The following is a 21,897-nucleotide window of genomic DNA, read 5'->3' as shown; positions in this document are numbered from 1 at the left end:
TTGACACTGCGCTGTGCGTGGATGGGTTTGTAAGTCAAGTTGGGCCGGTTTCCCAGTAATCCGCTGGTGAAAAATCACTGTATGTGAACGGCCCCGGCCATAGACTGCCCGGGTTCTCAGTTACGTCGCATGTGCGACGTTGTTCTGCCATGTACTGAACACAACCCAGGAACATTTCTATGCCCCAGAGCAAGAACAATTACGATCCGAAATACGCCGCCAAGAGCGGCCCCAACCGTGGCGGATCAAACAACCAGGGCAGCAAAAGCCCCGGACACCGCGGATTCAAGGCTGACGAGGGCGCGCCCAAGAAGCAGCGCTGGAACGCCGATGAGCGCGCATCCCGTGCAGCCGAGCGTCCGGCGAGCGATCGCGGCAGCTACGGCGACCGTCCCTCTTATGGTGCACGCAACGACCGCCCGGCCACCGGCCAGCGCTCAGAGCGTCCTGCCTACAACAACGACCGCAACAGCGAGCGTCCTGCTCGCGGCGGAGACCGCCCGTCGTACAACGACCGCGCTCCCCGTGGCGACCGTCCCTCGTACGGCAACGACCGCCCGTCGTACAACAACGACCGCAACAGCGAGCGTCCTGCTCGCGGCGGAGACCGCCCGTCGTACAACGACCGCGCTCCCCGTGGCGACCGTCCCTCGTACGGCAACGACCGTCCCTCGTACGGCAACGACCGCCCGTCGTACAACAACGACCGCAACAGCGAGCGTCCTGCTCGCAGCGAGCGTCCGTCCTATGGCGACCGCGCTCCTCGTACGGACCGCCCGTCGTACAACAACGACCGCAACAGCGAGCGTCCTGCTCGCAGCGAGCGTCCGTCCTATGGCGACCGCGCTCCTCGTACGGACCGCCCGTCGTACGGCAACGACCGCCCGTCGTACAACAACGACCGCAACAGCGAGCGCCCTGCTCGCAGCGAGCGTCCGTCCTATGGCGACCGCGCTCCTCGCACGGACCGCCCGGCCTACAACAATGACCGTCCTGCTCGCAGCGAGCGTCCGTCCACCGGCGACCGCGCCGAGCGCGCTCCCCGCAACTTTGACCGCAACGACCGTCCGGCCCGCGGCGAGGGTGGCGACAGCACGTTCTACCCGAAGCGCTCCGACAACGGCGTGAAGCCCAGCTTCGCCGGCGGCGACGACGTGGTACTTGAGCGTCTCGAAGCCACCGCCACGACGGCATCCGATGTTGTCGGCGTAACGTTCGGCGACCTGGGCCTCGGCGAGAACATCGTTCGCGAGCTCGCTACCCTCGGCGCTCCGGCGCCGTTCCCCATCCAGGCCGCAACCATTCCCGACGTCCTCTCCGGGCGAGACGTTCTCGGCCGTGGCAAGACCGGATCCGGCAAGACCATCGCCTTCGCTGCTCCCCTCGTGGAGAAGCTCATGGAGAACAACGGAGCCAAGGACCGCAAGCACGCCCGCAAGCCGCGCGCGCTCATCCTGGCCCCCACCCGCGAGCTCGCGCTGCAGATTGACCGCACCGTGCAGCCCATCGCCCGCAGCGTCGGACTCTTCACCACCCAGATCTATGGAGGCGTTCCCCAGTACCGTCAGGTCAGCGCCCTCCAGCGCGGCGTGGACATCATCGTGGGCACCGCCGGTCGTATCGAGGACCTCATGGAGCAGGGTCGCCTCGACCTCTCCGAGGTTGTCATCACCGTTCTTGACGAGGCCGACTACATGTGCGACCTCGGGTTCCTCGAGCCCGTCCAGCGAATCCTCCGCGCGACCAAGGCCGGCGGCCAGAAGCTGCTCTTCTCCGCAACCCTCGACAAGGGCGTTGCCTCGCTGGTCAAGGAATTCCTGACCAACCCGGCCGTGCACGAAGTCGCCGGTGAAGACCAGGCTTCCTCCACGATCGACCACCGCGTGCTCGTCATCGAGCACCGCGACAAGAGCCGCATCATCCAAGAGCTCGTCAACCGCGACGGCAAGACGCTCATCTTCAGCCGCACCCGTGCGTATGCCGAGCAGCTCGCCGACCAGCTTGAAGACGTCGGCGTGAAGGCCACGAGCCTTCACGGTGACCTCAACCAGGCTCGTCGTACCCGCAACCTCCAGATGCTCACCAGCGGACGTGTCAACGTTCTGGTTGCAACGGATGTCGCGGCTCGCGGAATCCACGTTGACGACATCGACCTGGTCATCCAGGCCGATGCTCCCGACGAGTACAAGACCTACCTCCACCGTTCCGGCCGCACCGGCCGTGCGGGCAAAACGGGAACCGTCGTGACGCTCATCCCCAAGCAGCGCAAGCGTCGCATGGACGAGCTGCTCGACCGTGCAGAGATCGACGCCAGCTACACGTCTGCCGGCCCCGGCGACCAGGCTGTGCGTGAGCTCGCCAGCATCTAGCATCTGCTTCACCTGAGAAGGGGCATCCACCGTCTGGTGGGTGCCCCTTCTTCGGTTTAAAAGTGGATGCTGTGGGTTTCCGTTGGCGCCGAGCGCCGACCGATTACGGGTTGCAGGAGTCGCACCACTGAGGTGCGGCGACCCGGCTCGCACGGGCGGTGCGAAGGGTGTGAGGGCAGTTTCCGCAGCCGAAGATATCGGCGGCGATGACGCGGGTGGGCTCGCCGCAGTCAGAGCAGGGCAAACCGCGTTCGATGCCGACCTGTCCGAAACCCGGTGTGTGACAGCGTGCGCAGGGGGTGGCAAGCCGCCTGGCCATGTTCTCGGCGAGTGTGATGATGACCGCAGCTCGAGAGGCGCAGCGATGTGCTCGGTAGTCGGGCGAGATGACGATGGGGCGGCCAGGTGTGTGGAGGAGCAGCTGGCTCATTGCGCTTCGTAGAGCCTCGAGCGAGTTGAGGTTCTTGTGGATGATCTCGCCTGCCGCGCCGCCGCGAAGAATCAGGCCCTGTGCGGGATATCCGATTGCCGTTGCATATGTGAGTGCGGCATCGACGGTTGCTATCGGTCTCGCGGGCGGCAGCGGGGAAGTGGCGATGGTGGCTTCGACCAGTTCGAGCCCGCGAATCTCGTCAATGAAGAGCAGCACCTCGTGGTGTTCGACCAGAAATCCGAGGCCGGAGCTGAAGCTGCCCTCCGAGGCGAGTCCGTACGGGGTGTCGGCCAGGTGCATGCCGAGCCGTGCTTTCACCTGCGCGGCGGCTCGAGGGCTGAGGGTGCGGACAATCTCTCCGGAGAAAGTGCCGAACTGATCAGTATCCAGGCCCGTGGGTGCGACCACACCGGCGCCCAGAGTGTCGTAAAACGGGCCCTGGGCGAGTTGCTCTTTGCCGTGCATGGTGGCGAACGCAACCCTTGCGCCCGCGTATGGGAGGGTGCTCATACGAAGTACTCGGGTCTGCTGACATAGGTTTCCGCGACAAACATGACTCCGTGGCCACCCTCGAGGAGGTGGCGGACGGCGTCGATGAGCGCCGGTGCTTTTTCCGGTGGCAGCACCGTGATGAGCATGGTGAGCATGTCGTACTCGTTGAACAGCAAAACGCCCGAGTGGGCTCCGTGGTGCCCGAGCCCAGAGACACCGGAGACCGCCGTGTAGCCGGTGGCTCCGGCAGAGGTGATGAGTTCCCTTACCGGCGCTGCGTCGCGACCCGGGATCACGATCTCGATGCGCGTCATTTTTGTGAGTGATTCCATGGTTACTCTCCTTGAGTGGTTGGGTCGAGGTGCGGCTCAGGGAACCACCCGTAGGTGCTGTACCGGCGCCACGGGCTGTTCTGGTCGTTGCGCGCGGTAAGGGTGATCCAGTTGTTGTCGAAAAGGTGCCGAAGAACCTGGTTGCGCGAGATGATGGTGCCGATTCGGTCAAGGGGTGCCTGAATGAGTACGCTCAGCCGCATAAGTTCGTGCAGGCCCGTGGTGCCGATGGCCACCGACTGAAGCGGCAGGCCGGACTGGAGGTCGCCCGTGTGACCGGAAAGCACGCCGATCGTTCCGATCGCGTTGTGGAGGGTCTTCGTGCCGGCCCCCCAGCGGTTCTGGTCGACGGTGGAGAAGTAGTACTGGTGATTGATCCATTGGGCGACAACCAAGGGAGCTGTCATGATCGTTTCCAGTGCCGAACCGTCGAGGTCACATTCCGGTCGGTAGGAGTGCAAGAAGACGCGTCGCTTGAGATCGACTCCCCGCGTCATCTCGCGGGGACCGATGATCATGGCCGAATTGCCGGCGAGACCGAGCTCCGGATACACCTCCGCCCAGTCGTGCGCGCGTTGGCGCACACGTGCGGTGGAGTGTCCTGTCGCGCCGGGAAGTTGTGTTGATCGCTCGGCCACGAGCAGATTGGAAGCCGTTGTTTGGGCGTGCAGGAAATCGCTGACGGCAACCGTGTGGCTCCGGGGAATCAGATGGTGATCAAATATGTCGATGCGATCGGACATGGTGTTGTGTTCTGCTGCCACGAAGAAGCTTGTGTCCGGGATCGAGAGTCCCCGGTGAGCAAGAAGGCGGCGTACGTCGGGGTCGTTGAAGATCGCGGCCGCAGCTCTGGCATTGGCGGCTCCCGGGTTTCCACCGCAGGCTCCGCAGTCCAGCGCGGACTGGTACAGATTGTTGGTGCTGGTCGACCCGTGGCCGGCCAGAATGATGAGCGGGGCGAAGCGATCCAGGCCCATCATGCGAATGCCCGTCTCGGCAAAAGCGACCCGCTCGTCGAGGGTGAAGGCATCCGCGATGGTCACGTGTGTGGAGATGGTGGGTGTTGTGTGTCGGCGGAGCCGTTTCACGGTGTGGGTGCTGCTGGGCCAGAGTGTACGAAGCAAAGTGCCTGCCCCGAGGAACCAGCCGAGCGTCTCGGCCAGCGCAAAGGGTGCCGCCGGGACCGTCTCACCGGCATGCACTCCGGCAGCGAAAGCATCCCGAAGCCGAAGCGCACTCGTACGACGCCGAGCGAGATGCAGGTCGGTCGTGGCCTCGGTCACCATATGGCGAGCAGCAAGGAGTGCGGGAACGGCGTCGATGCTGCCCCTGGCCTGGTAACGGGCAAAGCGGATCGGCACTCCGAAGAATCCGGCAAAACCGTAGGTCTCGATTGAGGGATCGGCTTCGAGGTGGCGGCGCATACCCTCCGACCGCACATCGATGCACATCACCACCTGTGACCTTGGATCGGCGGGACCGCTGGCTGTTGTGGATAGCGAGGCCAGGAGCTGCCGCCGATAGTGATCTTCATAGGCGTTCTGCCACGTGAATGCGTGAAACTGCGGGGGATGCAGACCCAGAATGCGGGCCACATGGGCGAGCGTGTCGGGCGATGCGGGAGACTCCGACAGTATCGAGATGATCGACGCGGCTCGCTCCCACACGGTGGCCGATTCAGGCAGGTGAGTGGCTGTCTCATCTGGTGCGGGCAGGCCGAGCGCCCACCTCAGAGTGGTGCGGATGGCCAGATACGAGGTCACGTCGATATCCCCGACGTGGTCGCTCCGCCACTTGATGTGTGCAAGCCATCCGGGCAGTCGTTGCGCTTCCCGCTGAAGAACCGCCTCAGTCTGGCTTCCGTGTACCCCCAGCATCGTGAGCGCGTGTGCGAGCCCCTCGTCGGCGGTGTGTGGCAGGTCGCGGAGCCGTCGTTGTGCCGTTCCAGAGAGGTGGGGGTCGTAGCAGCCCATGGCCGTCCATGCCGCCCACAGACCCTGATGGCGGTTTGGCATCTCCCACAGTGGGTGCGGGTCGAGGTAGGCGGCAATCCATTTCGACACGAGCTCATCCACGATGTCAGGCTCAGTTGTCGTCGAGGGCGCCATCCCATGATGGTCGGCGTGAACCAGTTCAGCCGCCACAAGTTCGGCCGCCGTCCACACTCGGTTGCCGAGGGCAACGTTTCCCGCGCCGGTCAATTCGGGGACACGCTGCAGGACCGCCGTCGTCAGATCACGGTCGGTGATTCGCCCGGTTTCATAGTCGGCCAGGAACGCCTTCCGTGGTCGAGTGGTCGCGACCCGGTCGAAATCTTCGAATTCGTGCGCGCCCAATGGGTTGACCGCGATGAACGACGACAGCGGCCATTGCGGGATGACTGTGCGGGTGGCGCGGGCCACTGCCGCCCTAATCTCGAGGTTCATGACAAGGCTCCTTCAGGAACAGCATTCGGTTGCCGCTGCGGACCCGCGATCGGGGTCCCGGCGGCGAGGGTGAGGGCATAGAGACGGTGGCTGACACGGTTGCCTGACGGGAACCGCCGCAGCAGCGGGAGTGCGAAAAGTGCGGCACCCGGGACGAGCAGCCACCACGCGTTTACCGCAGCAGGTACCGGTGCGAATTTCAGGGCAGTATCGAATGCGTTGATGAGAGCGGTGTATCCGAAGGTCAACCCGATGATTGCGCTGCTCCCGACGAGAGCCGTGCTGGCCGAAAAGTGCGTCCAGAGCGTGGTTCCGAGAGCCACTGCGGCGGTGAAGACGACGAACAGTTGGAGTGCCTGACTCGCAGGCGACAGCTCGATACCGAGGAGAAAGCGGGCCGCGACAATCGACCCGATCGGTACAACCACTGCCAGCGCGAGGGATGCAGCTGCCTGGGGCCAGCGGGTGACCAGACGGGTCGGCCACGACCGCTGGGTGGCCTCTCTTTCCACACCGGATCCAGCACCGAGGAACAGGGCGGATTTGAAGAGTCCGTGGGCGATGAGATGGAACACAGCGGCAGCGAATGCTCCCATGCCGCAAGCGAGCATCATGAAGCCCATCTGCGCCATGGTGGAGAAAACGAGGCGACCCTTCACATCCGGTTTGATCAACCGAACCGCAGACGCATACCCCAATGTCAGTGCCCCCGCGGAGAAAAGTACTGTCATCGCCGCAACGGATTCGCCGATCGCGGGCGAGAAGCGCAGTATCAGGATCGCGCCAGCGTTGACAACCCCGGCGTGCATCAGCGCGGACACCGGGGTTGGGGCGGCCAGCGTCGCCGGCAGCCAACCGTGGAACGGCACCTGACTGGATCGTGCGAGCGCCGGTATCACCAACAGGATTGCAACCACCGTGGCAAGAGAAGCCGGTAACTCGGCCAGCCTTTCACCAAGATCGGTGAGGGGCACGTCCCCGCCGGCCGCAACCATGAGCGCCGTCACGGCCACGACGAAAGGAAGATCGCCGATCAGAAATCGCACGGCGGTTCGGCGCACCCCATCACGGGCCTGAGACAGGTGCGGATAGGTGGCCAGCAACGCGATCAGACTTGCACCTGCCGCCACCCAGGCGATCGCGAAGCCAAGGACCGTGGTGGTGCACACCATCAGAGCGGTGAACGCCGTCACAAGATTGACGGTGACGACAAACCACACCTGTCGGGTATCCCCGCGAAGGTAACGCACGGCGAAGAACTGGATCAGCGCGCTCAATCCCAACACAAAGACCAGCATCAGGAGCGACAACCCGTCCACGATCAGCGCACCTGGCCACACCATCAGCACGTCTCCGGTCGGAGCAGCGGGCGCTGTCAGGCGGAGAAGAATGAGCCAGATCGACGCAACCCACCCGATGAGTGCGAGGGAGGCGGCCCATCGGGCCGCCCCATCCGCCGACCAACGCCCCACCACGGCTCCGCTGATTATCGCCAGCAGCAGGGCTGTCAGTATGCACGCCACTAGCGCCGTTTCGACCATTGGGGACTCCTTAATAACCTGTCAACGAAAACAAGAAAACGATAGCACGTAATGTAATTCAGGAGAAGCGTTTGGAGATACTTCCTGCCATCACTAGTAGGATCGGTGCATGGCGCACTGGACATTTCTGACCAATCACGCCCACGTTCTGCTCTGCGTGTCCAAGAACCCGAACACTCGACTGCGCGATATCGCGGAAATGGTGGGGGTCACGGAGCGCGCCGCGCAACGCATTGTCACCGAACTAGAAGAGGCCGGATACCTTGAGCGCGTGCGCGAGGGCCGCCGCAACAGCTATCTCCTGAACACCGCCATGCCCCTGCGGCACCCCCTCGACAGCGACCACCGCATCGGTGAACTCCTGACCGCTTTCTCACCCCGCACGCCGCAGAGCTGATCGCGCTGCCGCGTGATCGAAGCGGTCGCGTGAGGATCTGCGAACGGCGCCGGCCGTTGCCGCTTCTGACTCGGCGCCCCTTCTTTGCCCTGCGTCGTGCGATGGGGCCAGCGGATGCTTCCCGTCCCGATTGTGTTTTAAGCCGCAAGGCACGCAACGAGCGAAGGCAGATCAGGATCGGGGACCATGACCGACAGGCCGAAGGCGAAGGCGCCGGGGCATCACGCTCTGCCGAGTGCGGCAGCCGCCACACGTGCGCCGTGGGTGGCGTTCGATGCGGTTGCCCAGTTGGCCGCCATGGCGCCGCGCTATGCCGACATCGTGCTCGACAACCTGGCCCGCCCGTTCCCGCACTCGGCGCATCACACCACCCGGAGCGCCGAGGACCGGCCTCTTCCGCACGAGATTCACCTCGCCTTCTTCACATCCTTCGACTGGCATTCCTGCGTGCACATGCACTATCTCGGGGTCACGCTGCTCGAGCACGGCGTGTCCGCCGACCGTGATGCCGCAATCCGCGCCGCGCTCGCCGCCACCCTCATGCCAGAGAAGCTGCTGGTCGAAGCCGAGTATCTGCGCTCAAACCCCAGCTGGGAGCGGCCGTACGGCTGGGCCTGGCTGCTGCGGCTCGCGACTGTGTGCGCCGAGTCAACGGATGCCCGGATTCGCGCGTGGGGCCACGCCCTTGACCCCCTCGTCGACGTGGTCGCCGACCTCGTGGTGGCATGGACGGCTACCGCCGAGTGGCCCGTGCGCCGCGTCCTCGGTCCGCACGAGTTCGCCGACTGGTTCACCGCGTTCCTGCCCGGTCTGGCCGCCGACTCGCGCATCCTCAAACCTGTTCGGGTGACCGACGAGAGCGACGGTTATTTCGTGCACCTGCACGGCCTGAACCTGTCACGCGCAGGGCAGATCGCGCGCATTCTCGCAGCGCTTGAGGGCGCAGGGGGCTGGGATGCAGGCATCCGTTCAGAAGGCGCGTCCACGCTGCGAACGGCACTCGAGCCGCTGTTGCGCGCCGGTCTCGCCGCCGCCGTTGCACCCGATTTCATGTCGTCGCACTGGCTGGCAACCTTTGCCTGAGACGCCCTCGTTGCCACCAACCGTCTCGCGGCCGCACACGTTGCGTCGCCACCCAACGAAAAGTGATTATGTCTGCACCCTGAACGGTTTTCACGAATGCCCACGTCTTTGATGGCGGGCGCTTTCTGCCGCAGTCGACCGATGTTGTCTTCACTGACGACCTGATCGTGGCCGTGGGCCCGAACGTGGGCCCGAACGTCGGTGCGCCGGCGAAATTCGCGAGCGCGACGGTCGTGGATTGCACGGGCCAGACGGTTCTGCCCGGAATGATCGACCTGCACATTCACGCGACCACGTCGAACCTGGGCTCACTTCAGGCGTTCACCGAGCCGTTTTCCCTGCAGCTCCATAAGTCGGTTCGTAACCTTGAGGCCACCTTGCGTGCCGGAATCACCTCGGCGCGTGATGCCGGAGGCGCTGATCTGGATACCAAGGTCGCCGTCGACTCCGGGCTGATCAAGGGCCCACGTTTGCGTCTGGCCATCAGCATCATGTCGCAGACCGGTGGCCATACCGACTTCTGGCACCCATCCGGGGTCGTCTCCCCAACCATGAGCTCGCACCCCGGTCGACCGAGCGGCATCGCCGACGGGGTCGGCGAGGTGCGCAAGGCAACCAGACGGATGCTGCGGTCCAGGGCCGACCAGATCAAGATCAGTTAAACCGGCGGAGTGTTGTCGCCGACTGACGACCCGGGACACTCACAATTCACCCAGGCCCAGGCCCAGGCCCAGGCCCAGGGGAAGTACGTCATGGCGCACGCTCAGGGCACGGCCGGAATCACGAACGCGCTGCGAATGGGCGTGCGTACAATCGAGCACGGCATCTACCTCGACGACGAAGCGATTGACCTGTTTCTCGAGAAGAACGCGGACCTCGTACCGACTCTCGCGGCGCCCCAGGGCGTGATTCGTAAGGCGGCCACCGGAAACAGCGGCCTCTCACCGGCCGTCATCGACAAGGCGCATCGGGTCATCGGCGTTCACCGGGAATCCATTGCGCGGGCCGTGAGCGCGGGGGCCGTAGCGCCATGGGCACCGATTCCGGTGTCGGCGTGCACGGCGAGAACCTGCAGGAACTCACCCTGCTGGCCGGCGTTGGCATGAGCCTCAAGCAGGTGCTGGCCGCGACCACGTCGATCGCCGGTGAGCTCATCACTCCTGTGGGATCGGTGGGACGCCTCGCGCCGACGTCCGTCGCCGACGTCGTTCTGAACGGAACGTTGAACTCGGTCGGCCAACTCAACGATCTTCCCCGCATGATCGAGCGCATCTGCAAAGACGGCCGAAACCAGTTCCCGGTCCAGGCTGCTGGCTGAGACGTTCTTTCGCAAAGCTCTCACCCGAAATCTTTGGTCAGAGCCCCCGGTGTCGGTTATTGGATGTCTCCGGCGCGTCCGGACTGCATCGACGGGACTGATGCCCAGCGGAGCAGGCGTCGAGCAGCGCGCACCACCTCAGCGATCGCCTCGTCGTCGGTCGCGTTGGAGGTGTCGACGATGACGCAGCCGCGGTCCTCGGCCATGCAGCGGTAGCGGTCAACGTAGTGCCGGTGCCGCTCCATGGATTCCGTCGGTTCTGCGCACATGCCCAGGCGTTCGAGGGTCGTTGGCAGGTCGGCCCAACACAGGATTGTCGGTATCCACAGCTGCCAGCGTTCATAGAATTCCTCGTCAGACACCAGCGAACCCACGGTCAGCCACGAGCGCTCCACCACAAGGGGACGCACCGGACCGGCACGCGAAATCGCCGCCGCTATCGCAGCTTCCCCGATTCGCAGTACCCCGTCGCTGTCGCCGGCATCAGCGGCCCTGGCCAGAAGTGACCCGCGTTCGCCGCCGAACGGCCGTTGGTAAGAGGCGTTCAGCGCGTGGGCGGCAGCGCGAGCGATCGTGGTCTTGCCCGTTCCGTCGTGCCCGTCTATTCCGATCACCCCGGTCAGCGACTCGGTGGCAGTGTTCACGGCAGTCCTCTTTCAGTAGTGGATGCTGGCGCTGGCAGCACCACAGGGAGAGACATCCGACACTCCATTCGGCAGAAAGGTGTTCAGCTACTCCGATTATGTCCTAGAGCATGAGACTGTCAATGGCTCGCCAACTATGGTGCTTGCAGCAGAAACAGGTTGCCGCGCGGCCATCTATCTGCCAGAATTACTTTCCGAACGGTCGGTTACTAATTCATCGCGTTCACCGCAGCATCCACGCAGACACCGTCGTCAGGAGAAACCATGGCAGAGGCCTACCTCGTTGGAGGAGCACGCACGCCCGTCGGTCGCTACGGCGGAGTGCTTTCCAGTGTTCGCCCCGACGATCTCGCCGCGATCGTTGTCGCCGAAGCGGTGCGCCGCGCGGGCATCGACCCGGCGCGGATCGACGACATCATCTTCGGTGCCGCCACGCAGGCCGGTGAAGACAACCGAAATGTGGCGCGCATGGCCGCCCTTCTCGCGGGCCTGCCCGACGAGATCCCCGGAATCACCGTGAACCGACTGTGCGCCTCTGGCCTCTCCGCGATCACGATGGCCGCCCAGGCCATTCGGTCCGGAGATGCCGACCTCATCGTCGCCGGTGGCGTCGAATCCATGACTCGTGCACCCTGGGTGCAGGGCAAACCGGAACGCCCCTGGGCCAAGCCGGGGCCGCAGTTCGACACGTCCATCGGGTGGCGCTTCGTCAACCCGCGCCTCGCGGCCCGCGACAAGGCCACCTTTTCCATGAGCGAAACCGCCGAAGAGGTGGCCCGCCTCGACGGCATCACCCGCGACGAAGCGGATGCCTTCGCCCTGCAGAGCCAGCAGCGCGCCGCCGCCGCGATCGATGCCGGGCACTTCGTCGACGAAATCGTCGGCGTTCCGACGAAGGCCGGCGTGGTGCTTGTCGATGAGGGACCGCGACGGGACACGACGCTGGAGGGGCTCGCGAAGCTGCGGCCCATCGTCTCGGGCGGATCAGTGGTCACCGCCGGCAACGCGAGCTCGCTCAACGACGGAGCCTCCGCGGTGGTTGTGGCGAGTGGCGAGGCCGTCAAACGCTACGGCCTCGTACCGCGCGCCCGCATCGTCTTCGGCGCGAGCGTGGGCCTCGCCCCCGAAATCATGGGCCTTGGACCGGTCGCCGCCACCCGCAAGGTGCTGGATCGCAGCGGGCTGGGCATTGCCGACCTTGGCGCCATCGAGCTCAACGAGGCCTTCGCCACCCAGTCGCTGGCCAGCATCCGCCGTCTGGGCCTTGACCAGTCGATCGTCAACCGCGATGGCGGAGCGATCGCCCTCGGCCACCCCCTGGGTTCGAGCGGAGCACGACTTGTTGTGACCCTGCTCGGCCGCATGGAACGTGAAAATGCCCAGCACGGCCTCGCCACGATGTGTGTGGGCGTCGGCCAGGGCTCGGCCCTAATCTTGGAGCGTGTCTGATGAGCATAGTGGGACTTGAACTTGGCGATCGCGGCGAAAATGGGGTACCCGACCGCGTCGGGGTGCTGGGCGGCGGACGGATGGGCGCGGGTATCGCGCACGCGTTCCTGCTCGCCGGAGCGCACGTTGCCCTGGTCGAGCGCAACGAGGCTGAGGCCGATGCCGCCCTGGAGCGCGTGCTTCGTGCCGTGACGGCGAGCGTCACCCGGGGCGCCACCGGTGAGACGCACGAAGACCTCACCGGTCGCCTGCACGTGGGCTGGGACTTTGCGGCCTTTGCCGACCGGGAACTCGTGGTTGAGGCCGTGCCGGAGGTTCGGGCCCTCAAGATTGACGCCCTGCAGCGGGTCGAGGCCATGCTCGGCTCCGATGCCGCCCTCGCGAGCAACACCTCCTCCATCTCTATCGACGACCTCGCCGCCCAGCTGGAGCGCCCCGCGCGCTTCCTGGGCCTGCACTTCTTCAACCCCGTGCCTTCCTCGAACCTCGTCGAACTCGTCGCCGGCACGGGCACGTCACCCGAACTCATCGTGGATGCCCAAGCCTGGGTGAGCGCGCTCGGCAAGACTCCCATCACCGTCAGCGACGCGCCCGGGTTTGCCTCATCACGGCTCGGAGTCGCTCTCGGGCTCGAGGCCATCCGCATGCTCGAAGATGGTGTGGCCTCTGCCGAGGACATCGACGCGGCCATGATGCTCGGATACAAGCACCCGGTTGGTCCGCTCAGACTCACCGACCTGGTGGGACTCGATGTGCGCCTCGGCATCGCCGAGTACCTGCACAGCCAGCTCGGAGCCCGGTTCGAGCCACCCGCGCTGCTCCGTCGGCTCGTGGCCGAGGGAAAGCTCGGCCGCAAGTCCGGCCAGGGCTTCTACACCTGGACCGACTGATACCCACTTCGCCCATTCTCCACATTGAGGAGCCCTCCAAAATGACACAGATTCTGCCCAGCTACATACAGGGATCCTGGTTCACCCCACCCGAGGCATCCGTTGCCGTCGACGTGCACGATGCGTCGACCGGTGAGATCGTCACTCGCGTGAGCACGGCGGGCCTCGACCTCAGCGCCGCCCTCGAATACGCCCGCACGGTGGGCCAGGCCTCGCTCGGCGCCCTCACCTTTCACCAGCGCGCGGTGCTGCTCAAGCAGATGGCACTGCTGCTGACCGAACGCAAACAGGAGCTATACGCGCTCTCGAGCCGCACGGGCGCCACCAAGGTCGATTCCTGGGTGGACATCGACGGTGGCATTGGCGTGCTCTTCACGTATTCCTCGAAGGGTCGCCGCGAACTGCCGAACGCGAAGGTATTCGTGGAAGGGCCGGTCGAACCGCTCTCGAAAGACGGCTCGTTCCTCGCCCGCCACATCTACTCGCGCCTGCCCGGCGTGGCCGTGCAGATCAACGCCTTCAACTTTCCCGTGTGGGGCGCCCTCGAGAAGTTCGCCCCGGCCTTCCTCGCCGGCGTGCCAACGCTCGTGAAGCCCGCCACGCCATCGGGGTACCTCGCGGAGGCCTTCGTGCGCATCCTCGCCGACTCCGGGCTGCTCCCCGAGGGTTCGCTGCAACTCGTTTCCGGAAGCGTCCCCACCCTCTTCGACGACGTTCGACTCGGCGACCTCGTGGCCTTCACCGGCTCCGCGTCCACAGCGGAGAAGCTTCGCGCGAGCGACTCCGTGCAGACGGGCGGCGTGCGGTTCACGAACGAGACCGACTCGATCAATGCCTCGGTGCTGGGCACCGACGCCACGGCAGGGACCCCCGAGTTCGATGCCTTTGTGAAGCAGGTCGTCACCGAGATGACGGTCAAGGCCGGCCAGAAATGCACCGCCATTCGCCGGGTGATCGTGCCCCGTGCCGCCATGGGCGACGTGATCGACGCCGTGCAGAAGCGCATCGCCGCGCGCATCGTGCTGGGCGACCCGCGCGGCGAGGGTGTCACGATGGGCCCGCTTGTCTCCGCCGAGCAGCGCGCCGAGGTGCTCCGCCAGGTCGCCCGGCTGCAGGACGCCGGCGGCGAGCTTGTCGTTGGCTCAACGGATGCCCCGGCCATCGTGCACGCGGACGGCACCATCGCCCCCGCCCTCGACGGCGCCTTCGTCGCACCGCTGCTGTTGCGGTTCGACGCCGCCGTGGATGCTGTGCACGAGGTCGAGGCCTTCGGCCCGGTCTCGAGCGTGCTCGGCTACGACACCCTCGACGAAGCGATCGCGCTGGTCCGGCAAGGCGGCGGATCGCTCGTGACGAGCATCGCCACCCACGACCCAGACGTGGCCGTGGCGCTCATGACCGGAATTTCCGCCTTCAACGGCCGCGTCCTCGTGCTCGACCGTGACGACGCCCGCACGTCGACGGGGCACGGCTCGCCCGTTCCCCAGCTCGTGCACGGCGGCCCCGGCCGTGCCGGGGGCGGCGAGGAACTCGGTGGCATCCGCGCGGTACTGCACCACATGCAGCGCACCGCCATTCAGGGTTCACCCGAGATGCTCACGGCCATCACGGGTATCTGGCACCAGGGCGCAACGACCCATGCCGGCGACACGCATCCGTTCAGAAAGAGCCTCGCGGAGCTCACGCTCGGCGACCAGATCGTGTCGGAATCCCGCACCGTGAACCTCGACGACATCGAGCACTTCGCCGAATTCACCGGTGACACGTTCTACGCGCACATGAACGAGGAGGCCGCCGCGGCCAACCCGTTCTTCCCCGGTCGGGTCGCCCACGGGTACCTGCTCGTGTCGTGGGCGGCCGGACTGTTCGTGGACCCGGCCCCGGGCCCTGTCCTGGCGAATTACGGCCTTGAGAACCTGCGCTTTCTCACGCCGGTCTCCCCGGGTGACAGTATCCGGGTGACGCTCACGGCCAAGCAGATCACGCCGCGGGAGACCGACGAGTATGGAGAGGTGCGCTGGGACGCCATTCTCACCAACCAGAACGATGAGACGGTCGCCTCGTACGACGTGCTCACCCTCGTCGCCAAGCACTGACAGCGCATGCCGGGCCGTCGACGGGAGTATCCGTCGGCGGCTTCATCGCGTTCTCCGTCTGCCCATATTTTCCGAGCTAGTGCTCAGTTTGGTGTCGCACACGCCCTATACCCTGTGGGGGAACACGCTTCAGAAATCCATCTGCCAACCAGCCCCTTGCGGGGTATCGGTTGGCTAAAGAATTAGGAAGGTACCTTCATGACGGCCAACAGAGCAGTTGCCTACAAGAGTGCGGGAGAAGTCGAGGTTATCGACATCGACTACCCCACGTTCGAACTCAAGGACGGACCGGGAGTGAACCCGGCCAACGTGGGTCGCAAGGTGCCCCACGGGGTCATCCTGCGCACGGTGACCACCAACATCTGCGGCTCGGACCAGCACATGGTGCGAGGCCGCACGACGGCGCCAAAGAACCTCGTTCTGGGTCACGAGATCACCGGCGAAGTGGTTGAGGCGGGACCCGACGTCGAATTCATCAAGGTCGGGGACATCGTGTCCGTGCCCTTCAACATCTCCTGCGGTCGCTGCCGCAATTGCAAGGAACGCAAGACGGGCATCTGCCTCAACGTGAACCCGGATCGTCCGGGCAGCGCCTACGGTTACGTCGACATGGGCGGCTGGGTAGGCGGCCAGGCGGAGTATGTGCTTGTTCCGTACGCGGACTGGAACCTGCTCAAGTTTCCCGACCGGGATCAGGCGCTCGAGAAGATCATGGACCTCACCATGCTCTCTGACATCTTCCCGACCGGTTTCCACGGCGCCTACACCGCCGGTGCCGGGGTCGGGTCCACCGTGTACGTGGCAGGGGCAGGGCCCGTCGGGCTTGCGGCGGCGGTCTCGGCGCAGTTGCTCGGTGCTGCTGTCGTCATCGTCGGCGACATGAACCCGGAGCGACTCGCGCAGGCACGCAGCTTCGGGTGCGAAACCATCGACCTCACCAAGGGCGAGCCGGGGGAGCAGATCGAACAGATTCTCGGCGTGCCGGAGGTGGATGCGGGCGTCGACGCCGTGGGCTTCGAGGCGCGCGGCCATGGCAAGGCGTCCGGCGAAGAGGCTCCGGCCACGGTGCTGAACTCTCTTATGACGGTCACCGCTGCGGGTGGAGGCCTGGGCATTCCCGGGCTGTACGTCACGGGTGACCCCGGAGCGAAAGATGCTGCCGCTCAGGTCGGGTCCCTGTCCATTCGTCTCGGTCTCGGCTGGGCCAAGTCGCTCACCTTCGCGACCGGCCAATGTCCGGTGATGAAGTACAACCGCCAGCTGATGATGGCCATCCTCCACGACAAGGTACAGATCGGCAAGGCGGTCAACGCCAAGGCCATCAGTCTGGAAGATGCCCCGCGCGGGTATGCGGAGTTCGACGCGGGTGCGGCCACGAAGTACGTGCTCAACCCGAATGGGTATGTGAAGAGCTAACGGACGCGAACGTTCGCGGCCCGACTGAGCGATCCTGTCACCCGTGTGACTGAGTGCGTGGGTCCCCAGGTCGGGCCGCGACTGCGTTCGGGGGACGGCCGGACCCTGGTCGCGGTCCACGATCCTGACGCCTATGCAGCGCGCGGCGGGAGAACGATACTGGCCGTGACATGGCCGGTTCGGCTGCTCGAACGATCAGGAGGTTTCAGGTGAGTGCAGTGTCACCAAACGACAGTTCAGTCCAGGCGAGTGAAGAACTCGTACAAGCGTGCCGACGATTGGCGGCAGCCGATCCAGCCCAGGAGTCCGATCTGGCCCTCGCACTCACCCGGCTGTCAAACCGTCTGTCGAGTGCACTGAGTGCTCGCAAGGCGCTGCTGGCCGCCCAGGAAGCCGTTCACCTCTATCAGCGGCAGGCCGACGCGAATCCCCAGCACGACACGGCACCCCTCGCGCGAGCCCTTAACGTCTTCGCCCTGAGGTTGGCGGAGGTGGGTCGCCGGGATAAGGCTCTTTTTGAGAGTGAACGAGCCGTGTCGATGCAGCGGATGCGCGTGAAGGGGAGCCGAGACGGCCCGCCTCTCTCCGCTACGGCGACCGACCTCGCGGATTCGCTGGAGACTCTCGCGCTGTGCCTGCGCGAATCCGCGCGGGAGCAAGAGAGCCGCGCCGCCACGCGGGAGGCGGATGAGATCCGCGACCACCTGCGAGAACACCGTACCGATCACTTCTGATCTGATCGCGCCGATTGGTCCTCGGTCAGTGCGCGTCAGTCAACGTTGGTTGTGGACTGGCGCCACCGCTCGAGATCCGCGATGGAGGCCCTGGTGCCGATCAACCGCGCCGTGGTCACGAGGTTCATCTTGATAATTTCGCAGGCCAGCGGGTAGTTGACCCTATCGAGGGTGTCACGGCTCGAATGAATGTTGTTGTTGGTGGAATCCGAACCCTCAATCGTGAGTACGGCGGGCAGCCCGGCGTTGAGAAAGGGCACATGGTCACTCGCGAACGGAGTCAATGACACCTCCACAGCCAGCGTGGTGTAGTCCTGCGCGCTCGCCGTGAGTTCGTCGATGAGCCCCTGCGACAGCGGGCCCCCCTCCAGCAGCACGCCCGGCAAGGCCGAGTTGAGCGTGCCGACCATGTCCATGTTGATCACGGCCTGTAGGCGGCCGCGATCGTGCTCGCTGAGCGCCCGAACGTACTGCTCGCTTCCAAACAGGCCCTGCTCCTCGCCTCCGAACAGCACCAGGCGCAGATCCTGGTCATCCGCACGGCCGGCCAGGATTCGGGCGATCTCAAGAACACCGGCACATCCGCTGCCGTTGTCATCGGCTCCCGGTGCGGGTGCCAGAGGGCCGTCCACATGATTGGTGGAATCGAGGTGCGCGGTCACCAGAACAAGTTCGGGATTGTCCCGAAGACCCGGTTTGTCGCCGATGACCGAGAAACTCGCGCCCGCCCCCACCGAGATGGTGGCTCGCGTGACCGCGTACCCCAGCGACTGCAGCACCTCCGTGACCCAGGCGCCGGCCTGAACGAAGCCCTGGCTCAGGGAATGACGGGTGCCGAACCCGGTGAGGGCCACCAGGGAATCCTTGACGTGCGTGGCGGAAACCTCGTTGGCGAACATGGTCAGTGTCGGGTCCACGGCACGCAGGCGGCGACCGGCGCCTCCCGTCTCCCGCACGATGGAGGAATTCTGAGGGAGCGGCCGAACGCCGAAATGGGCGGGGTTCCCGACCGAAGCCCGCATGAACTCCTCGTCGCTGAGTTCGACGGCGAGATAGCGTCCCCGATCGAGGATGACGGGGACCTCGGGGAACTCTTCGCGGAACGAGTTACCGGCCTGCACCACCAGGTGCAGGAGACCCTGACTCGACTGCGACACGGGTCCCAGCGTGCGCACACGTCGACCGGCCGAGGACTGGGCAATTCCGGTCGTCCAATAAATTACCCGGTCTCCGAAGCGGCACCATTTCAATCCGGGTTCACGCCGTGCCGACCGCCCAGCGGCGGGGTCAACGGATGCTGGAACGATGACGTAGGTGTACATGGCTCCTGCCTTCCTGCCGGACCGTCGGCGTCTCCGTCACGGTCGACGAATCTTGAGAATCTCCGCGTTCGATTCAACAACCGTGATCGCATCGGGCGACGTGTCATCGACGAGCCGGTATCCGGTGGGCCGTGGACGATCGTCCGGTCCGGGGAGCAGCGTCGCAATTGTGCCGTCGTCGCTCACCCGGAGGGAGTCTCTCCCTCCTCGCGTGGGCGGGAACGGGAAAGACTCCGTGGGGCGATAAACCAGAATCCCGTCATCATCCTCTTCGTGCGAGTGAGTCCACTCGCCGGCGGGAATGGCTGGCTCATGGTTCATCGCAGACATGCTGTGCTTCTTCCGCTCAGAGGTGCGTTCGGCCAGCGTGGATCACATCGTGTCCGTGCCCGACAGGCGCTCGCGGTTCCGCTGTGCCAGGACGCTGTCCTCAACGAGCTCGAAGGTGTTGCGAGGCCCGTCCAGGCATGCCTGGATGCGGGCAATCTGCCCAGCGGAGAACATCACCATCACGTCATCGTCCACGTAGTCCATGTAGTCCGCGAACAGGTCGCCGTTCGGCCCGTTGCCACAGGAGACATGAGGGAAGGCTGGCTTTCCGACGTTCGCGTCCGCCTGGTTGGGCGTGTCATCAACCTTGTCGGTGCCCACGCAGCCCGACTCGTCACCCCAAATGTGGTTGAGGTTGAGCCAGTGTCCAATTTCGTGGGTGGCGGTGCGGCCAAGCCCGAACGGCGGGGACGCCGTTCCAACGGTGCCAACGGCGGTGTCGAGAACAACGACGCCGTCCGTGGACGGCTCGCCGCCGGGGAACTGGGCGTATCCCAGCAGACCGCCGCTGAGTCGACCAACCCACAGGTTGAGGTACTTGTCCGCCGGCCACGCGTCCGCACCGCCAGACGACGCGAACTTGATCGCATCGTCATACGTGAACGAGCGTGTATCAGTATGCGTGCGGGTGATTCCGTCCGTGTCCTCGCCGCCCGGGTCCGTCGTCGCCAGGGCGAACTCCACCTGGGCGTCATCGGCCAGGGACCGGAAGACTTCGGGGAGCTTGATGATGTCGGCATTTGTCTTGCGGAAGTCCTGGTTGAGCACAGCAATCTGGCTCTGGATCTGCTCGTCGGAGATGTTCTGGTCGTCTTCGTGCCACACGACGTGAACGACCACGGGAATGCGGGTGACACCTGCTCGAGCCGCGAAGATGCCCCGCGCTACGGTGCGCAGCGCCTCCACGTCCAGGGCGACACGAGCCTCGGCAAAACCGGGCTGTTCGGCCAACTGCTTAGTGTAAACATCCGGAGTGGCGCAGTAACGCGTCGTGGGCAGATCGCGGGAAACGGCATTGGCCATGATTGGTTCCTTTCACAAACTGGATGTTTTCGTATACCGCATTCTGGTCCGATTCGCGTTACTCCGGCGTTATCGACGCCACGGTAGCGCACCGCACGCGGAGGCCATACTGTGGGCGTATCGTACCGCGCCGCCTATTCGTGAGAAAAGGGGAATCATGCCAGAGCGCCAGTTGGATTCAGCGCCTCATCACATGTCGGGGCCGCAACGTCGGCCGAACTGCAGCATTGCCCCACCCGACCTTCTCGCGTGGCTGGCCATGCAGGGCACCGAGGCTGAACGAGAAGCAGCCCTATCGTCGATGGCCACATCGTCGGGGATCCGTTCCCGCCGAGCCCTGATCGGTCAATTCAGTCGCGAACTCAATCAGAACATCGGCCTCATCGGGGTCATCTCCCTCACTGAGCAGGGCATCACGGTTTACGACAATGAGACCCACGGGCGCAGTTTTCTCCCGGGCGTCAAGAAACGATCCCTCGGTGATTCACTCCACGCAGACCCTGCCGTGAATGAGGCCTTCGACGGCAGCTCGGCCACCGCCAGCTTCTTTCGCGACGTCTTCGGCCGGAGGTCCCTCGACAACGCGGGAATGGAGCTCATCTCCTCGGTGCATTACGGCGTGGCTTTCGATAACGCTTTCTGGGACGGCAGCCAAATGGTCTACGGCGACGGGAGCGACCGTATCTTCCAAATCGGCGGACTCACCAGGGCGATCGACGTGATCGCGCATGAGCTCACGCACGGCGTCACCGAGTTCACCGCGGGCCTCGTCTACAGCAAGCAGCCTGGCGCGCTCAACGAGTCCTTCTCAGACGTCTTCGGCAGCCTCGTGAAACAGTACGGCCTCAAGCAGACGGCCGCCGAGGCCGACTGGTTGATCGGTCAGGGCGTTCTCGTGACCACGCTGGGGCTCGCCCTACGCTCCATGAAGAATCCCGGAACGGCGTTCGCGGGCGACCACCAACCACGTCACATGGATCAGTACCGGGACCTGCCCGATGACAACAACCCGGCAAACGACAACGGTGGTGTGCACATCAACTCGGGCATTCCCAATCACGCGTTCTACCTCGCCGCTATTGGCCTGGGCGGATCGGCGTGGGAGAAGGCGGGCAAGATTTGGTACAACGCCCTCACCACCAAATTGGGTGCCTATACGCAATTTGCTGAGGCGGCGCAGTTCACGATCGATGCCGCCGGAGAACTCTTCGGTGCCCAGGAGCAAGCCATTGTTCGCGCCGCCTGGGTGGAGGTGGGAGTTCTGTCATGAAATTATGCGTGCGGCGTGGTGGCGGTTTCGCCGGGATGGTGGCGCGTACCGACCTGGACAGTGCGGTCCTTCCGCCAGCGGATGCCACGACGCTCGCCGCCGAAATCGACCGTGCCGGCCTGCGGAACCTCACCGAACCACGCGCCAACCGCACGTGGCCGGACGCGCAGCTTTACGACATCTCACTCGTGGACGGGAAGCGCGAGTACCATTACCGCTGCACTGACGCGACGATCCCCGAGGGGGTGCGCGAACTTCTCGCCTGGGTTGACGAGCGGCCGGAGCGCGTTGAGTCGATCGAGTCGTAGTCGATTGAGCCGTGGCCGTGGGGG

The 21,897-nt window shown here is 64.9% G+C and carries 21 protein-coding genes; 13 read left to right on the top strand and 8 right to left on the bottom strand.

Features of this window, described 5'->3' with window-relative positions; translation table 11 throughout:
- Nucleotides 1-179: 179 nt before the first annotated feature.
- Nucleotides 180-2,369 (top strand): DEAD/DEAH box helicase, encoded by a 2,190-nt coding sequence (locus EDD25_RS08335; RefSeq protein WP_134172860.1) that lies wholly within the window; start codon nucleotides 180-182, stop codon nucleotides 2,367-2,369.
- Between the two features lie 103 nt (nucleotides 2,370-2,472).
- On the opposite strand, the gene EDD25_RS08330 is transcribed toward EDD25_RS08335, so the two are convergent.
- The 4 genes from EDD25_RS08330 to EDD25_RS08315 are packed head-to-tail and all read right to left on the bottom strand — an operon-like array spanning nucleotide 2,473 to nucleotide 7,593.
- Nucleotides 2,473-3,312, bottom strand: a complete 840-nt coding sequence (locus EDD25_RS08330; protein ID WP_134172859.1) for a DUF6671 family protein — start codon at nucleotides 3,310-3,312, stop codon at nucleotides 2,473-2,475.
- Entirely contained in the window at nucleotides 3,309-3,626 is a 318-nt protein-coding gene (locus EDD25_RS08325) for a P-II family nitrogen regulator (RefSeq protein ID WP_134172858.1), read from the bottom strand. Before EDD25_RS08325 ends, EDD25_RS08330 begins: the two co-directional genes overlap by 4 nt.
- A gap of 2 nt (nucleotides 3,627-3,628) precedes the next feature.
- On the bottom strand, nucleotides 3,629-6,052 hold the full coding sequence (locus tag EDD25_RS08320; RefSeq protein ID WP_134172857.1) for a DUF2309 domain-containing protein: 2,424 nt from the start codon (nucleotides 6,050-6,052) through the stop codon (nucleotides 3,629-3,631).
- Nucleotides 6,049-7,593, bottom strand: a complete 1,545-nt coding sequence (locus EDD25_RS08315) for a proton-conducting transporter transmembrane domain-containing protein (protein ID WP_134172856.1) — start codon at nucleotides 7,591-7,593, stop codon at nucleotides 6,049-6,051. The genes EDD25_RS08320 and EDD25_RS08315 overlap by 4 nt, the downstream gene beginning before the upstream one ends.
- 109 nt (nucleotides 7,594-7,702) lie before the next feature.
- On the opposite strand from EDD25_RS08315, the gene EDD25_RS08310 reads away from it, so the two are divergent.
- The 5 genes from EDD25_RS08310 to EDD25_RS17950 all read left to right on the top strand — a co-directional run bounded on the left by EDD25_RS08310 (nucleotide 7,703) and on the right by EDD25_RS17950 (nucleotide 10,391).
- Nucleotides 7,703-7,990: a helix-turn-helix transcriptional regulator gene (locus EDD25_RS08310; protein WP_134172855.1), complete on the top strand. Its 288-nt coding sequence runs from the start codon at nucleotides 7,703-7,705 to the stop codon at nucleotides 7,988-7,990.
- A 186-nt stretch (nucleotides 7,991-8,176) separates the two neighbouring features.
- A complete protein-coding gene (locus EDD25_RS08305; protein ID WP_241986596.1) occupies nucleotides 8,177-9,073 on the top strand; it encodes a DUF2891 family protein in 897 nt (298 codons plus the stop codon).
- Between the two features lie 167 nt (nucleotides 9,074-9,240).
- Complete coding sequence (locus EDD25_RS17960; protein WP_198418906.1) at nucleotides 9,241-9,735, top strand: amidohydrolase family protein; 495 nt, start codon at nucleotides 9,241-9,243, stop codon at nucleotides 9,733-9,735.
- A 9-nt stretch (nucleotides 9,736-9,744) separates the two neighbouring features.
- Nucleotides 9,745-10,179 carry an amidohydrolase family protein gene (locus EDD25_RS17955; protein WP_243834553.1) on the top strand — a complete coding sequence of 145 codons (435 nt, stop codon included), beginning with the start codon at nucleotides 9,745-9,747 and terminating at the stop codon, nucleotides 10,177-10,179.
- Entirely contained in the window at nucleotides 10,128-10,391 is a 264-nt protein-coding gene (locus EDD25_RS17950) for a hypothetical protein (protein WP_241986598.1), read from the top strand. Before EDD25_RS17955 ends, EDD25_RS17950 begins: the two co-directional genes overlap by 52 nt.
- Nucleotides 10,392-10,447: 56 nt before the next feature.
- On the opposite strand, the gene EDD25_RS08295 is transcribed toward EDD25_RS17950, so the two are convergent.
- Nucleotides 10,448-11,035: a hypothetical protein gene (locus EDD25_RS08295; RefSeq protein ID WP_134172854.1), complete on the bottom strand. Its 588-nt coding sequence runs from the start codon at nucleotides 11,033-11,035 to the stop codon at nucleotides 10,448-10,450.
- Nucleotides 11,036-11,299: 264 nt separating this feature from the next.
- Between EDD25_RS08295 and EDD25_RS08290 the strand changes: the two genes are divergently transcribed.
- From EDD25_RS08290 to EDD25_RS08270, 5 genes are all read left to right on the top strand, one after another.
- Complete coding sequence (locus tag EDD25_RS08290) at nucleotides 11,300-12,484, top strand: thiolase family protein (RefSeq protein ID WP_134172853.1); 1,185 nt, start codon at nucleotides 11,300-11,302, stop codon at nucleotides 12,482-12,484.
- Complete coding sequence (locus EDD25_RS08285) at nucleotides 12,484-13,374, top strand: 3-hydroxyacyl-CoA dehydrogenase family protein (protein WP_134172852.1); 891 nt, start codon at nucleotides 12,484-12,486, stop codon at nucleotides 13,372-13,374. The genes EDD25_RS08290 and EDD25_RS08285 overlap by 1 nt, the downstream gene beginning before the upstream one ends.
- Nucleotides 13,375-13,415: 41 nt before the next feature.
- A complete protein-coding gene (gene paaZ, locus EDD25_RS08280) occupies nucleotides 13,416-15,470 on the top strand; it encodes a phenylacetic acid degradation bifunctional protein PaaZ (RefSeq protein WP_134172851.1) in 2,055 nt (684 codons plus the stop codon).
- A 198-nt stretch (nucleotides 15,471-15,668) separates the two neighbouring features.
- Nucleotides 15,669-16,886 carry a formaldehyde dehydrogenase, glutathione-independent gene (gene fdhA, locus EDD25_RS08275; RefSeq protein ID WP_134172850.1) on the top strand — a complete coding sequence of 406 codons (1,218 nt, stop codon included), beginning with the start codon at nucleotides 15,669-15,671 and terminating at the stop codon, nucleotides 16,884-16,886.
- A 218-nt stretch (nucleotides 16,887-17,104) separates the two neighbouring features.
- On the top strand, nucleotides 17,105-17,620 hold the full coding sequence (locus tag EDD25_RS08270) for a hypothetical protein (protein WP_134172849.1): 516 nt from the start codon (nucleotides 17,105-17,107) through the stop codon (nucleotides 17,618-17,620).
- Between the two features lie 35 nt (nucleotides 17,621-17,655).
- Here the strand turns inward: EDD25_RS08270 and EDD25_RS08265 are convergent, their stop codons facing one another.
- The 3 genes from EDD25_RS08265 to EDD25_RS08260 are packed head-to-tail and all read right to left on the bottom strand — an operon-like array spanning nucleotide 17,656 to nucleotide 20,295.
- Nucleotides 17,656-18,942, bottom strand: a complete 1,287-nt coding sequence (locus tag EDD25_RS08265) for a M28 family metallopeptidase (RefSeq protein ID WP_134172848.1) — start codon at nucleotides 18,940-18,942, stop codon at nucleotides 17,656-17,658.
- A 36-nt stretch (nucleotides 18,943-18,978) separates the two neighbouring features.
- Nucleotides 18,979-19,272, bottom strand: coding sequence for a hypothetical protein (locus EDD25_RS17515; RefSeq protein ID WP_166671244.1), 294 nt, complete (start codon nucleotides 19,270-19,272; stop codon nucleotides 18,979-18,981).
- A gap of 42 nt (nucleotides 19,273-19,314) precedes the next feature.
- A complete protein-coding gene (locus EDD25_RS08260) occupies nucleotides 19,315-20,295 on the bottom strand; it encodes a zinc metalloprotease (RefSeq protein ID WP_166671243.1) in 981 nt (326 codons plus the stop codon).
- A gap of 193 nt (nucleotides 20,296-20,488) precedes the next feature.
- On the opposite strand from EDD25_RS08260, the gene EDD25_RS08255 reads away from it, so the two are divergent.
- Together EDD25_RS08255 and EDD25_RS08250 are read left to right on the top strand one after the other, a co-directional pair.
- Nucleotides 20,489-21,565 (top strand): M4 family metallopeptidase, encoded by a 1,077-nt coding sequence (locus tag EDD25_RS08255; protein ID WP_241986599.1) that lies wholly within the window; start codon nucleotides 20,489-20,491, stop codon nucleotides 21,563-21,565.
- Nucleotides 21,562-21,873 carry a protealysin inhibitor emfourin gene (locus EDD25_RS08250; protein ID WP_134172846.1) on the top strand — a complete coding sequence of 104 codons (312 nt, stop codon included), beginning with the start codon at nucleotides 21,562-21,564 and terminating at the stop codon, nucleotides 21,871-21,873. The genes EDD25_RS08255 and EDD25_RS08250 overlap by 4 nt, the downstream gene beginning before the upstream one ends.
- Nucleotides 21,874-21,897: the final 24 nt, after the last annotated feature.

It is taken from the genome of Cryobacterium psychrophilum (assembly GCF_004365915.1).
GTDB lineage: Bacteria > Actinomycetota > Actinomycetes > Actinomycetales > Microbacteriaceae > Cryobacterium > Cryobacterium psychrophilum.
Note: the sequence above shows the minus strand (reverse complement) of the source record. Positions and strands in the feature narration are given on the sequence as shown.

What these genes read in the sequence shown, in the direction of transcription:
- EDD25_RS08335 (WP_134172860.1), top strand. Translation starts at nt 180, where the DNA reads ATGCCCCAGAGCAAGAACAATTACGATCCGAAATACGCCGCCAAGAGC.
- EDD25_RS08315 (WP_134172856.1), bottom strand. Translation starts at nt 7,593, where the DNA reads ATGGTCGAAACGGCGCTAGTGGCGTGCATACTGACAGCCCTGCTGCTG.
- EDD25_RS08290 (WP_134172853.1), top strand. Translation starts at nt 11,300, where the DNA reads ATGGCAGAGGCCTACCTCGTTGGAGGAGCACGCACGCCCGTCGGTCGC.
- EDD25_RS08330 (WP_134172859.1), bottom strand. Translation starts at nt 3,312, where the DNA reads ATGAGCACCCTCCCATACGCGGGCGCAAGGGTTGCGTTCGCCACCATG.
- EDD25_RS08325 (WP_134172858.1), bottom strand. Translation starts at nt 3,626, where the DNA reads ATGGAATCACTCACAAAAATGACGCGCATCGAGATCGTGATCCCGGGT.
- EDD25_RS08285 (WP_134172852.1), top strand. Translation starts at nt 12,484, where the DNA reads ATGAGCATAGTGGGACTTGAACTTGGCGATCGCGGCGAAAATGGGGTA.
- EDD25_RS08320 (WP_134172857.1), bottom strand. Translation starts at nt 6,052, where the DNA reads ATGAACCTCGAGATTAGGGCGGCAGTGGCCCGCGCCACCCGCACAGTC.
- EDD25_RS08305 (WP_241986596.1), top strand. Translation starts at nt 8,177, where the DNA reads ATGACCGACAGGCCGAAGGCGAAGGCGCCGGGGCATCACGCTCTGCCG.
- EDD25_RS08250 (WP_134172846.1), top strand. Translation starts at nt 21,562, where the DNA reads ATGAAATTATGCGTGCGGCGTGGTGGCGGTTTCGCCGGGATGGTGGCG.
- paaZ (WP_134172851.1), top strand. Translation starts at nt 13,416, where the DNA reads ATGACACAGATTCTGCCCAGCTACATACAGGGATCCTGGTTCACCCCA.
- EDD25_RS08265 (WP_134172848.1), bottom strand. Translation starts at nt 18,942, where the DNA reads ATGTACACCTACGTCATCGTTCCAGCATCCGTTGACCCCGCCGCTGGG.
- EDD25_RS08310 (WP_134172855.1), top strand. Translation starts at nt 7,703, where the DNA reads ATGGCGCACTGGACATTTCTGACCAATCACGCCCACGTTCTGCTCTGC.
- EDD25_RS08255 (WP_241986599.1), top strand. Translation starts at nt 20,489, where the DNA reads ATGTCGGGGCCGCAACGTCGGCCGAACTGCAGCATTGCCCCACCCGAC.
- EDD25_RS17515 (WP_166671244.1), bottom strand. Translation starts at nt 19,272, where the DNA reads ATGTCTGCGATGAACCATGAGCCAGCCATTCCCGCCGGCGAGTGGACT.
- EDD25_RS08260 (WP_166671243.1), bottom strand. Translation starts at nt 20,295, where the DNA reads ATGGCCAATGCCGTTTCCCGCGATCTGCCCACGACGCGTTACTGCGCC.
- fdhA (WP_134172850.1), top strand. Translation starts at nt 15,669, where the DNA reads ATGACGGCCAACAGAGCAGTTGCCTACAAGAGTGCGGGAGAAGTCGAG.